The 12,387-nt window shown below is 59.3% G+C and carries 13 protein-coding genes; 8 read left to right on the top strand and 5 right to left on the bottom strand.

From position 1 onward, the window contains the following. Positions 1-104: 104 nt before the first annotated feature. Entirely contained in the window at positions 105-1,769 is a 1,665-nt protein-coding gene (locus PL640_RS04545; RefSeq protein ID WP_271360931.1) for an electron transfer flavoprotein-ubiquinone oxidoreductase, read from the bottom strand. A gap of 440 nt (positions 1,770-2,209) precedes the next feature. Here PL640_RS04545 and PL640_RS04540 point away from each other — a divergent pair, with 440 nt between their 5' ends. Genes PL640_RS04540 through PL640_RS04530 form a run of 3 tightly spaced genes read left to right on the top strand, consistent with a single transcriptional unit; the run spans position 2,210 to position 3,937 of the window. Then, on the top strand, positions 2,210-2,680 hold the full coding sequence (locus PL640_RS04540; protein WP_269698410.1) for a MarR family winged helix-turn-helix transcriptional regulator: 471 nt from the start codon (positions 2,210-2,212) through the stop codon (positions 2,678-2,680). Between the two features lie 10 nt (positions 2,681-2,690). Further along, a complete protein-coding gene (locus PL640_RS04535; RefSeq protein ID WP_269698411.1) occupies positions 2,691-3,437 on the top strand; it encodes a class I SAM-dependent methyltransferase in 747 nt (248 codons plus the stop codon). Next, on the top strand, positions 3,434-3,937 hold the full coding sequence (locus tag PL640_RS04530) for a thioesterase family protein (RefSeq protein ID WP_271360930.1): 504 nt from the start codon (positions 3,434-3,436) through the stop codon (positions 3,935-3,937). Before PL640_RS04535 ends, PL640_RS04530 begins: the two co-directional genes overlap by 4 nt. A 49-nt stretch (positions 3,938-3,986) precedes the next feature. Here PL640_RS04530 and PL640_RS04525 read toward each other — a convergent pair whose 3' ends face one another. Then, positions 3,987-4,751 (bottom strand): isocitrate lyase/PEP mutase family protein, encoded by a 765-nt coding sequence (locus PL640_RS04525; protein ID WP_271360929.1) that lies wholly within the window; start codon positions 4,749-4,751, stop codon positions 3,987-3,989. A gap of 311 nt (positions 4,752-5,062) precedes the next feature. Continuing rightward, positions 5,063-5,791 (bottom strand): SDR family NAD(P)-dependent oxidoreductase, encoded by a 729-nt coding sequence (locus PL640_RS04520; protein ID WP_271360928.1) that lies wholly within the window; start codon positions 5,789-5,791, stop codon positions 5,063-5,065. 90 nt (positions 5,792-5,881) lie between these two features. On the opposite strand from PL640_RS04520, the gene PL640_RS04515 reads away from it, so the two are divergent. Beyond that, positions 5,882-6,265 carry a winged helix-turn-helix transcriptional regulator gene (locus tag PL640_RS04515; protein ID WP_271360927.1) on the top strand — a complete coding sequence of 128 codons (384 nt, stop codon included), beginning with the start codon at positions 5,882-5,884 and terminating at the stop codon, positions 6,263-6,265. A gap of 76 nt (positions 6,266-6,341) precedes the next feature. Here the strand turns inward: PL640_RS04515 and PL640_RS04510 are convergent, their stop codons facing one another. Continuing rightward, on the bottom strand, positions 6,342-7,262 hold the full coding sequence (locus PL640_RS04510; RefSeq protein ID WP_142839419.1) for a cation diffusion facilitator family transporter: 921 nt from the start codon (positions 7,260-7,262) through the stop codon (positions 6,342-6,344). Between the two features lie 80 nt (positions 7,263-7,342). Here PL640_RS04510 and PL640_RS04505 point away from each other — a divergent pair, with 80 nt between their 5' ends. After that, positions 7,343-8,131 carry an SDR family oxidoreductase gene (locus PL640_RS04505; protein ID WP_269698416.1) on the top strand — a complete coding sequence of 263 codons (789 nt, stop codon included), beginning with the start codon at positions 7,343-7,345 and terminating at the stop codon, positions 8,129-8,131. 21 nt (positions 8,132-8,152) lie between these two features. Here PL640_RS04505 and PL640_RS04500 read toward each other — a convergent pair whose 3' ends face one another. Beyond that, a complete protein-coding gene (locus PL640_RS04500; protein ID WP_271360926.1) occupies positions 8,153-9,130 on the bottom strand; it encodes a GGDEF domain-containing protein in 978 nt (325 codons plus the stop codon). Positions 9,131-9,539: 409 nt separating this feature from the next. Between PL640_RS04500 and PL640_RS04495 the strand changes: the two genes are divergently transcribed. From PL640_RS04495 to PL640_RS04485, 3 genes are all read left to right on the top strand, one after another. Further along, on the top strand, positions 9,540-10,838 hold the full coding sequence (locus PL640_RS04495; protein WP_269698418.1) for an Hsp70 family protein: 1,299 nt from the start codon (positions 9,540-9,542) through the stop codon (positions 10,836-10,838). A 43-nt stretch (positions 10,839-10,881) separates the two neighbouring features. Further along, positions 10,882-11,793 (top strand): uracil-DNA glycosylase, encoded by a 912-nt coding sequence (locus PL640_RS04490; protein ID WP_271360925.1) that lies wholly within the window; start codon positions 10,882-10,884, stop codon positions 11,791-11,793. A gap of 151 nt (positions 11,794-11,944) precedes the next feature. After that, complete coding sequence (locus PL640_RS04485) at positions 11,945-12,136, top strand: hypothetical protein (protein WP_003509784.1); 192 nt, start codon at positions 11,945-11,947, stop codon at positions 12,134-12,136. Positions 12,137-12,387 lie beyond the last annotated feature (251 nt).

Here is a 12,387-nt window from a genome sequence, read left to right as displayed (position 1 = left end):
CGCGCAGGCGCGCGCCGGCTGGATTCCGGCTCAAGGCCGGAATGACGGAAACGGGATAGGCCCGAATACAACGACGGAGGGGAATTCACCCCTTTTAGCCATCATCACATGTTGGCGTAAACCGGCCCCTCACCGCCCTGCGGCGGCACCCAGTTGATGTTCTGGTTGGGATCCTTGATGTCGCAGGTCTTGCAGTGCACGCAGTTCTGGGCGTTGATGACGTAGACTTGCCTGCCATCCTTCTCCACCCACTCGTAGACACCTGCCGGACAATAACGCGTCGAAGGACCGGCAAAGACGTCATGTTCGGAGCGCTTCTGCAGCTCCATGTCCTTCACCTGAAGATGCACCGGCTGGTCTTCCTCATGGTTGGTGGAGGACAGGAACACCGAGGACAGGCGGTCGAAAGTCAGAACGCCATCCGGCTTCGGATAGGCGATAGGCTTGTGCTTCGAAGCCGGCTCGAGGCTTTGCGCATCCGTCTTGCCATGCTTCAGCGTGCCGAAGAGCGAGAAACCGAACAGCTGGTTCGTCCACATGTCCAGACCACCAAGGCCGACGCCAACCAGCGTGCCGAATTTCGACCAGAGCGGCTTGACGTTGCGCACCCGCTTCAAATCCTTGCCGATATCGCCTTCGCGCCATTCGGCCTCGATCTCGGCCACCTCGTCATGGGCACGGCCGGCCGCAATCGCCTCGGCGATCTTGTCCGCTGCCAGCATGCCCGACAGCACCGCATTGTGGCTGCCCTTGATGCGTGGCACGTTGACGAGGCCGGCCGAACAGCCGATCAGCGCGCCGCCCGGGAAAGTGAGCTTCGGCACCGACTGGTAACCACCTTCGGTGATGGCGCGCGCGCCATAGGAGATGCGCTTGCCGCCCTCGAACGTATCGCGAATGGCCGGATGTGTCTTGAAGCGCTGGAATTCCTCGAAAGGATAAAGATAGGGGTTCTTGTAATTGAGATGCACCACGAAGCCGACGGCAACGAGATTATCCTCGAGATGATAGAGGAACGAACCGCCACCGGTCTTGAAACCGAGCGGCCAGCCGAAGGAATGCTGCACGAGGCCCTGTTTGTGGTGCTCCGGTTTGACCTGCCAGAGCTCCTTGATGCCGATGCCGAATTTCTGCGGCTCGCGATCCCTCGACAGATCAAACCTGGAAATCAGCTGCTTGGCGAGCGAACCGCGCACGCCTTCACCGATCAGCACATATTTGCCGTGCAGCTCCATGCCGCGGGTGAAAGCGGGGCCAGGCTCGCCGTTCTTCTCGATGCCCATATCGCCGGTGGCGACACCGATGACAGCGCCTTCGTCATTATAAAGCACTTCCGTGGCGGCAAAGCCCGGATAGATCTCGACGCCGAGCCCTTCCGCCTTTTCCGCCAGCCATCGACAGACGAGGCCGAGCGAAACGATGTAATTGCCGTGATTGTTCATCAAGGGCGGCATCATGAAATTCGGCAGGCGGATGGAGCCGGCCGGGCCTAAAAACATGAACTGGTCGTCCTTGACCTCGGTCTTGAAGGGGTGCCCCTCCTCCTCACGCCAGCCGGGCAACAGCCGGTCGATGCCGATCGGATCGACCACGGCACCGGACAGGATATGGGCGCCGACTTCAGCACCCTTTTCGAGAACGACGACCGAAAGCTCAGGCTCCACCTGCTTCAGCCGGATCGCGGCGGCAAGACCGGCCGGACCCGCACCGACGATCACAACGTCGAATTCCATCGCTTCGCGTTCGGGCAGTTCCATCGCTTCCGTCATCTCATCCTCTCAGATCGCCGGTCCCATCCGGCTGTTATTATATCCGCTTTCCACCATCGGCAGGGCATTGCCGGTGCGAGGTAAAAAGCCCGTGCGCAACAAGGAGTTCGCCTCCCCTGTCTTCGCAAAGCAAGACGCCTTTGTCGAGCTTCTATAGCGGCAAAACATGTCGCACGCCACTTAATTGTCAGACAACCTGACGACTATTTTATTACTTTTACGTTCACGTAATTATGAGGATAGAAGCGACGGGCATAAGCGTCAAGGGTGTCAGCGGCTTCCGGTCAAGGAACAGCAAGCGCATTCGTTTCGCCTTATCATGGATCAAACTCGCCTTTCCTTCCGCCTTGCACGGAACGCTTAACGGCGACTTCCAACGCTTCGACATGCGCGACGAGTCCCACTTGAAATTACATTAGCGCTAATGTAAATCACCTCACATGGTTATCAATCACAGGCCCGGTCTGGGCGAACTCCTCCGTTATGTCGGAGAACTTGTCGATCAGGGTGCCGCCGAGCGTTATCGGGCACTCGATCTCGACTATCGCCCCCGCTACACGCCGGTGCTGCGCGCCTTGAGCGCCGGCGCCGTGACGATAACGGACATCACCACCGCCAGCAGCCTTACCCAGGGCGCGATCAGCCAGACGGTCGGCCTGATGCTGAAGGACGGGCTGATTGTCCGGCATGCATTGGATGATGGAAGGAAGAGCGGTCTGAGGCTGACCGAGCGTGGTCTCCAACTTCTGCAAAAGCTGGAGCCGCACTGGGAAACGACCTTCCGCGCCATCCATGAACTTGAAGCCGAAATCGGCTTTCCGGTTCTGAAAATTCTTGGAAGCCTCGCAGCGGCGCTCGAACGACATGGCTTCGCGGATCGGCTGGCAGAAGCAGAAAAACGTCATGACTAGGAAAACTGAAATGACCGCGCAAAACTGGTTCGACACGGGCGGCAGCGCCTATGCATTGTTCAGACCGGAATATCCGGCAGGACTTGCGCGGTTTCTCGCGCAAACCGTTGACGGCCGGGGTTGTGCCGTCGATGTCGGATGTGGAAACGGGCAGCTGACGCGGCAGCTCGCGGACCATTTCAACAAGGTGATCGGTATCGATCCCAGCCAGGACCAGATTGCGAATACGCGCCGGCACACCAATATCAACTATCTCTGCGCTCCCGCAGAAAAGCTACCGCTGCCGGAGAAAAGCGTGAGCCTGATAACGGCGGCGCAGGCGGCCCACTGGTTCGACCTGCCGCGTTTTTATGCCGAGGTGCGGCGCATCGCTGAAGACGGTGCAATCATCGCGCTGGTCAGCTATGGCATCATGCAACTGGCGCCTTCAGGGCTTCAGGACCGGTTCGATATATTCTACCGCGACGAAATCGGCCCCTACTGGCCGCCGGAGCGCAAGCTTGTCGATTCAGGATATGCCGATATCGAATTTCCGTTCGAGGAACTGCCCTATCCCGACATGGCGATAGACCGGGTCTGGGAGCTTGGGGAGTTTCTGGGTTATCTGTCGACCTGGTCGGCAGTACGGCGCGTCAATGAAGCCGGGCGCGACGACATTCTGGAAAACTTCGTGCGCGACATCTCGGCTCTCTGGGGCGATCCGGCGCGGAGGCTGCCAATTTCATGGCCGATCAACATGCGATTGGGGACATTATGAGCCAGACCATCACGCCTCCGCGACCCGCTGTCGGACTGCGTCATATCGAACAGCTGCGCGTCGCGCCCCTCCACACCGTGCCTGAGATCGACGATTCCTGGCCGGGTTTTCAAGACATGCCGCCGGTTCTGGCGACTGCAATCATGATTGCCTTCATCGAGCAGACATGTGTGCAGGGCCTTCGGCCTTTCCTCGACGCAGGGCAATGCACCCTCGGCACGCATGTCAATGTCAGTCACGTCGCCGCCACGGCCATCGGGATGACGGTTACCGCCGAAATCGAACTGATCGAGATTGAGGGGAGATCCCTCCTCTTCAGGGTGACCTGCCGCGACGACGCCGGACTGATCGGCGAAGGAACACATCGACGCGCCCTCGTTGACACCGACCGTTTCATGAAAAGGCTGGGTGAGAAGTCCGCTGCGGCAGCGGCTTCCCAAGGGCCGGCAGCGGCCGTGGTGCTTGCAACTCTTGGATCGCCCGTTTCCCAAAGGCGGTAATGGCGAAGACGAGCGCGACCTGCTTGCCGCGCCCGATGCGGATCATCTCTCAAACAAAAACACGTGCCCGTTTTTCCAGATCGCGACTGACCTCGGCGTATGGAGCGGGTCCGAAGCTGATGCGCGCCACCCCAAGCGAGGCCAATGCGCGAACCTCTTCCGTGTCTCCCGATGTCATGACGTTGACCGGCAGCGTCGTCTGTCGGCATATTTTTTCGATCAGCTTTTTATCCTTCAGCCCGGGCACGAAGAAGCCATCCGCGCCTGCCGCAGCATAGGCGGCCTCGCGGGCGAATACGTCGTCCAGCAGGGTTGCGTGATCCACCCCTTCCGCCGCCTTCAGAAACACATCGGTTCGCGCATTGATGAAAACCGGGATACCGGCATCACTTGCCGCGCTGCGGACCGCCCGAAGCCGATCCGACTGGTGACCTATGTCATGCAGACCCCTGCCCTGCACCACCTGATCTTCGAAGTTCAATCCGATGACGCCGAGGGCAAACAGGCGGCCAACATTCTGCCTAACGGCGGCGGGATCATCTGCATAACCGCCTTCAAAATCCACGGTGAGAGGCAGATCGACACATTTCGTTATGCGCGCGACGACTGACAATGCGTCATCCAGCGGCATTTCCTCACCATCCGAATAACCCTGTGCCGCGGCGACAGACCAGCTTCCGGTGGCTATCGCCTTCGCCCCGCCACGCGCAACGGCCACCGCACTTCCCGCATCCCAGATGTTGTAGAGGACGATGGGATCACCTGGAATGTGCAAGCTGCGGAATATTTCCGCACGTTCGATTTGACTGTTCATCGCGGTCTCTCCTGTGATCGATATTGCCGAGCTTTTGCTCATCCAATCAGTCGTTACAGGCGGCCGAAGCCGCTGCAACAATCCGGAAAACTGCTAACACCGGCCTCGCGTTGCGACCGCCGATTTTCGGGCGTCGATGTCCTTATTTTCAAGCACTGCGTGTGGCCAGTCTCGGGTGTCCCGCTCAGATCGCCCATTCCTCATCCGTCGTAAACACAATCGTCAGCCACCGGTCGGCTCCCTCGCCACCAAGCTCGTCTTGATCGCAGGCAGCAGCATCGTCGCTGCCTACGATCAATAGTCAAATCACTTCAATGCTGGTGATGTTGCGCAGGCAGGATCGCTTCGGCATGGGTCCGCTCGGTTGTGAGCGACCAGATCTCCTGGGCAAGTGTGTCAGGATCGATCGTTGGAAAACGCCCGTCACCGACAGGCAGGCCGTTGGCGACTGCCGCACGAAGTCCCGTGGAGTTGTCAATCATCGCTCCGATGTGAAGCATTCCGGCGAACACTCCGCGATCCCTGATCTCATCGTGAAGGCCAAGAATGTAATTGCGTGTGGCAGCAAAAGCGGGGCCCGGGCCGCTTAGCCCCGGCATTGGTGTTACGGCCGAAAGACCATCCGCAATGACGATCGCGCCATCGCCGCGAGCGAGCATCCCAGGCAATACTGCCCTGACAACCTCAACCGGTGCGAATGTCAGGATATTGGTGAGTTCTCTCAGCGAAGCTGATGTCAGATCGACCGCTGGAAGCATCCGGAAATTGCCGACAGGCGCAAAAATCGCGGTATGAATGGGACCGGCCTTATCTTCGATATCACGGACCAGAGCCGGGATTGCTTCAATCTCGTTGAGGTCGGCAGGAAAGACCCTGGCATCCACCCCTTGCGCCAGCAGTTCGTCTACCCTCTCGCTGAGGGATTGAGCATTGCGAGCAACAAGGGCGACCCTGAATCCAGCCTTACCGTAACGTCTCGCGACGGACGCGCCGAGCCCGGTTCCATATCCAAAAATTGCAATTGTTTTCCGGTCAGTCATAACATCTCCTATGGCAGTATGTTTTCGTGACTAGCTATGTATGTTAGACTGGGAACAACACAAGAACGCATAATTTTAGGGCCTGGTCACATGAATCTACCTACCCCGCCATCACAACCCGGAACGAGTGCGGATTGCCGTCCCATTAGCCAGATGCTTGGCCGCATCGGTGACAAATGGACTATAATGACGATTACGATGCTGCTTGATGGCCCAAGGAGGTTCAATGAGTTGCGCAGACTTATAGGGGGAATTAGCCAGCAAATGCTGACAAGAACGCTGCGCGCTCTTGAGAATGATGGCCTCGTTTCCAGAAAAGTCTATCCGACGATTCCCCCGCAGGTGGAATATAGTTTGACCGCTCTTGGTCAATCTCTGGCGGAACCTCTTACAAGGCTAACCGGCTGGGTTCTGCAAAATATTGCCGAGGTCGAGCGCAATCGTTTGGCTGCCGCCAACAGATCGATGGATTAGCCTCCCTCATGCAATTCAGGCGCTGAAAACAAAGTGTAAAGACCGTTGGGCCGATATCTTCAGTGGCCTGGAACGCTCAAATCGCCCATTCTTCATCCGTCGTAAACACAATCGTCAGCCACCGGTCGGCTCCCTCGCCGCCAAGCGCATCGCCGATCTCGTCGCGGATGGCATCCCATTCCTCCAGTCGTCGGGCCGGCCAGTTCTTCGGCACGATGAAGAAAAGTTCGATCTGGCGGCCGCGTCCGACGCGGGCGACATAGGAATAATGCGAGGCGAAGCCGAATTTTTCGACCGTCTCCGTCGCCACCCGGTCCACATGCTGCTTGAATTCCAGCGGCGTGACCAGAAGTATGTCGGCGAGCGCCTGTTTCACATTGCCGAGCGGCATGGGGATGATGACAAGGCAGACCAGCGCCAGCACGGCAGGGTCGACATAGGGCGCGAGCCATGCCTGCGATGTTCCGGTCAGCCCGTAACCGATGGCGAAGGCGACGAACAGCGCCATGCTCAGGAGCGCGCTCATCAGCCAGCTTTTGGCATCCAGCGCCACGAAAGCGGATTTCAGCCTGCGGTTCTGCCGTTTGACGAACCATGCCATGGCAAGCGAAACGGCAAAGCTGAAGAAGGTGACGATGATGGCATAGTCGAACTCGATCGAGCGGCCGCCATCCATCAGGCTGTCGATGGCATTGATCAGCGCATAGATCGCCGCGCCCATCAGCAGCGTGCCGTTGAGGCCGAGCACCATCGGCTCCAGATGCCAGAAGCCCATGGTGAAACGCTCCACCAGCCGGCCACCCGGCTTGGGCGCGGCCGAGGCCGCGATAAGTCGCGCCACGAGCAGCGCCAGCACCGTCATGAAAGCATCGGTGAGCGCATAAACACCATCAAAAACCACGGCGAAGGAGCCGGAGAACAAACCCGCACTGATGCCGAACAGGGCCAGAAGAACCGTGACGGCAATGGAGAATTTAAGCAGAGATTGTTCTGTCATGACGTGTATTTGACCTTCAAAAGCGGACGCCACCTTCCTATAAACAGCACAGACACTCCTCACAAGACAGGACAAACCCCATGGATTTCGGCATTTCCGGCAAACGCGCCCTCGTTCTCGCCTCTTCTCGCGGCCTCGGGCTGGGCATTGCCACGGCGCTCGCCAAGGAAGGCGCAAATGTTCTTCTCGTCGGCAGAAGCGGCGAAAAACTGGAGGCGAATTGCAAGGCGATCAACGCGCTTGGCAAGGGCAAGGCCGACTGGGTGTGGGGTGATCTGGCCGACGACAACTTCGTCGAGGCCATGGTTGAAGCCGTCAAGGACAAGCTCGGCGGCATCGATATTCTCGTCAACAACACCGGCGGCCCGACGCCGGGTCTCGCTCAGGAAATGACGACCGAGAAGCTCGACACCTTCTTCCAGTCGATGGTGCTGCGGGTCATCACGCTCACCAATGCGCTGTTACCGCAGATGAAGGAACAGGGTTTCGGCCGCATCCTGACCGTCGCCTCATCCGGCGTGTTCGAACCCATCGCCAATCTGGCGCTCTCCAACACCCTGCGCGGCGCGCTGGTGGGCTGGAGCAAGACACTGTCCAGCGAAGTGGCCGGTTTCGGCATCACCTCCAACCTGCTTCTACCCGGCCGCATCCACACCGACCGCATCGACGAGCTGGATGGCGCCAATGCCAAGCGCCTGGGCAAAAGCGTCGAGGAAATCCGTGAAGCTTCGGTCAAGAGCATTCCGGCCGGTCGCCTCGGCACGGTGGAAGAATTTGCCGCCGCCGGCGCTTTCCTCTGCTCGGTGCCGGCAAGCTATATCACCGGCACGATGCTGCGGGTGGATGGCGGCGCGGCGAAGTCGAACTGACAGCCGCCACGCGTACACCCGTCAGGAAACCGTTTCGTAGATCACGAAGCGGTTTCGGCCTGTGTTCTTGGCCTCATAAAGAGCCGTGTCGGCGCGGCGCAGAACATCGCTGGCGCTCTCGCCGGGATTGGCAAAGGCGATGCCGGCCGAACAGCTATAACGAAAATCCGGCATATCCCCGAGCGGTGACGCATCCGCCAGCGACGACAGCAGCCCCCGCATGACAGTCTCGGCGATATGCATCCGCGAACCGCTGAGGACCAGCAGGAATTCCTCCCCGCCGATCCGGCCAACGAGATCATCGCGCCCGACGCTCGCGGAAAGCCGCGCGGCGAAATCCTTGAGAACCATATCGCCGCAGGCATGTCCAAAGCGATCATTCACCGACTTGAAGTGATCGATATCCATGATGATGACGGCAAGTGCCTGCGCCTTGTTGGGGCCGAGCATGTGATTGAGGCTATCCATGGCGTAACGACGGTTGCCGAGTCCGGTCAGTTCGTCGCTCAGCGCCGACTTCAACGCCCTGTCGCGCTCCTGTCTGAGATCGCGCAATTCGATGCCGAGTTCGGAAATATCGGTGACGACGCACAGCATCCAGCCGCCCGGCGACGTCGTTTCAGTCGTCAGCACCCAGCGCCCGTCATTGAGACCGGTCTCAATGGTGCGGAAGGGCAGCTTGCCGCGCCGTGTTCTGGCGGAACGCAGCCAAAGCTCGAAATCGGCGGTTTCAATGGCGGTGCCGGTGGAGCTTCGATACCCGCTACGCATGAGGTCCACCCAACTCGGGAAATCAGCCGGCCCGATGCCGAGCGCCTTGCGAAAAACCGTATTGGCGAAACGCAACTCATCACTGCCGTCAAAAAGCGCATAACCCTGCTGCGATGCTTCCATGAGATTGAGAAGCTGCCGGTTGAAAACCGCAATCTCGCCCCGCACCGACTCGGGACAGTCCAACGGTACGTCTTCCAGGAGGGAGTCGGTGATCTTGCGGGGCATCAAATTTTCCGGGTTGGGAAGGGCAACAGGTGAAACACAATACAGGGAGCTTCGATTTATATTCTTTGAGTATAAAATATGCCTCGCCACCTAATCTTCTGATTTGCGCCATTATAACCACAAACCCCTAAAGATATTGCGGAAAACTATCGCATTCTTTCATTGGCGCATAAGCAAATCATTTACACCCGCTCCCCCTGTCGATGTTTCCCCAGCCCCCTTCAGACAAAGGGGACAGGCCGCCCGGCAGCTATTGGCCGAAAAACGGCGGGCCGACGCTTGCCATTCCATCTGCCCTGTGCAATCAACCGCCCTCCTCTGACATCGGGACGCCAAAGGCATCCCTTATTTTCACGCCGGGCCACCCAAGGGCCGGGCGAGTATTTTTTTTGGCGACAAGGATATGGCGATGACGCAAAAGCGGGCACTTGGCCTCGATTTCGGCACGACCAACACGGTCATGGCTCTTTCCAACGGTGGCGGTGACAGCCATTCCATGCGTTTCACCAGCAACGCCGGCACGGATGACAGCATGCGCACGGCGCTCTCCTTCATGAAGGATGCCGGCCTCGGTGCCGCCGCGCTGCATGTGGAAGCGGGCCATGCCGCCATCCGGCAGTTCATCGACAATGCCGGCGATTGTCGCTTTTTGCAGTCGATCAAGACATTTGCCGCCTCGCCGCTGTTTCAGGGCACGCTGATCTTCGCCAAGCGCCAGAGCTTCGAGGATCTGATGGAGGTGTTCCTGCGCAAGCTGAAAACCTATGCGGGTGACGAATGGCCAGGCGACGTCTCGACCGTCATCGCCGGCCGGCCGGTGCGTTTCGCCGGCAGCAATCCGGACGAAGCGCTGGCGCTCGCCCGCTACAACGAGGCGCTGACGCGCGCCGGCTTTCCGGAAATCCATTATGTCTATGAGCCGGTGGCAGCCGCCTATTATTTCGCCCAGAGCCTGAAGAAGGACGCCAATGTGCTGGTGGCGGATTTCGGCGGCGGCACCACCGACTATTCGCTGATCCGCTTCGAGACCCATGCCGGCAAGCTTTCCGCCACCCCCATCGGCCATTCCGGCGTCGGTGTGGCGGGCGATCATTTCGACTTCCGGATGATCGACAATCTGGTCTCGCCCGAGATCGGCAAGGGCAGCAAGTTCAAGAGCTTCGACAAGGTGCTGGACGTGCCCTCGGGTTATTACGTGAATTTCGGCCGCTGGAACCAGCTGTCGATCTTCAAGACCTCCAAGGAATTCACCGCGCTCAAATCGCTGGTGCGCTCGGCGCTGGAGCCGGAAAAGCTCGAACTCTTCGTCGATCTCGTTGACCATGACGAGGGATACCCGCTCTATCAGGCAATTTCCGCCACCAAGATGGCGCTTTCTTCGGCGGAAGAAGCGGAGTTCAACTTCACGCCGCTCGGCAAGGCCGGGCGCAAGATGGTGAAACGCAGCGATTTCAACGGCTGGATCGCCGACGATCTCGCCAAGATCGAAGGCGCACTGGACGAGGTGCTGGAAAAAACGCAGGTGGCCCCCGAAGCCATCGACAAGGTGTTCCTGACCGGCGGCACCTCCTTCGTACCCGCGGTGCGGGAGCTTTTCACCCGGCGTTTCGATGCTGACCGGATCGAAAGCGGCGGCGAGCTGCTCTCGATTGCCCATGGTCTGGCGATGATCGGCGAAAGCGGTGACATTCAGCGCTGGACAGCGTGATTTACGGGTTCCCCGGGCGGGGAACATGGGATAATTTCCACTCATGATCGCCGCCCACGACCTTTCCCCGGCCGAACTTGCCGCCCTCCTGCATTTTCATGCGGATGCGGGCGTGGACTGGCTGCTGGAAGACCAGCCGCTCGACCGTTTCGCCGAATTTGCCGCCGCCCGCCCTGCCCGGCCGATGCAGGGACAGGAGACGGGCGCAGCCGCGCGCCAGCCAAGCCAGCGGCCGATGGAACGCAGCGGCAATACGCCCCAACACTCACCGCAGCAGCAGCCGAAACGCCAGACGCCGGCACGCGGTGCGCCACCCGCCCCCGCGGTTCAGCAGAATGTTGCGATGCCCGACGAACAGGCCGTGGCGGCAGCGCGTTTTGCCGCCGAAAGCGCAAGGTCGCTTGCCGAGCTGAAAACCGCGCTGGAAGGGTTCAGCGGCTGCAATCTCAAGAACAGCGCGCGCAGCACGATCTTCACCGAAGGCGATCCCTCATCCGCCATCATGGTCATAGGTCCCATGCCGGATGCCGATGACGACCGCGAAGGCCTGCCATTTGCCGGCAAGACCGGGCTTCTGCTCGACCGTATGCTTTCGGCAATCGGCCTTGAACGCAGCACCATCATGCTCGGCAATGTCGTGCCGTGGCGGCCGCCGGGCAACCGCCCGCCAACGCAGGCGGAAATGGATATCTGCCGCCCCTTCATCGAGCGCCAGATCGCGCTGGCGGAGCCGAAACACCTGTTGCTTCTCGGCAACTTCACCGCACGTTTCTTCTTCGGCGGCACCGGAACGATCCATACGCTGCGCGGACAGTGGCGTGATGTCGCAGCCGGACATCTCGTTTTGCCGGCGCTGGCCAGCCTGCACCCGCAGGAACTTTTAAACGCGCCTGCCTCCAAGTCATTGGCATGGCAGGATTTATTGGCGTTTCAGGCCAAGGTTACGCAAGGCTGATTGCCTTATTATTGCTCAGTGTAAACGAATTATGAAAAAAGCCATGCGCAATTCGCATAACAGCGACGCATTTGGCCAGCTTGCCGAATCCATGCTGCGCTGCGATATACCGCAGTGTCTTGGGAGGAATTCGGTTTAAGGAACCAAGGCAATGACCACTCGCTTCCGTCCGGTACATTCCGGCTTTGAAACGCTCCGTCTGGCGGGCCTCGGCCCACGCTCCAGTCAGGGTTACCATCGTTTCGGCGCTGCCGCTAACGAACAGATGACCGCACGCGCTGCCATGCAGCAGGTCCGCGTGACGCGTCCTTCGGCTGTCTTTGCGGATTTCCGCGAGCGCTGAGAGCATTCAGGCCAGTATCAAGCTGGTCCACATATATGATTGCGCGCTGGCGTCTTTCTTCGGGAAGGCGCCTTTTGCTTTTGTGGGTTTTGCTGAGAGAGACGGCGAGGTTAAGAGCCTTGCCAAATACTCTGACGCCATCCTCGGGCTTTTCGTAGTGTTGTCCGGTTCAGATTTCTGCACGCTCATGACATCGAAATTGAGGGCGCAAGGGACGAATGTTTCCCGCGACGTCATCCTCGGGCTTGACC

This window comes from Agrobacterium sp. ST15.16.024 (genome assembly GCF_027956545.1).
GTDB classification, from domain to species: Bacteria; Pseudomonadota; Alphaproteobacteria; order Rhizobiales; family Rhizobiaceae; genus Agrobacterium; species Agrobacterium cucumeris.
Note: the sequence above shows the minus strand (reverse complement) of the source record. Positions and strands in the feature narration are given on the sequence as shown.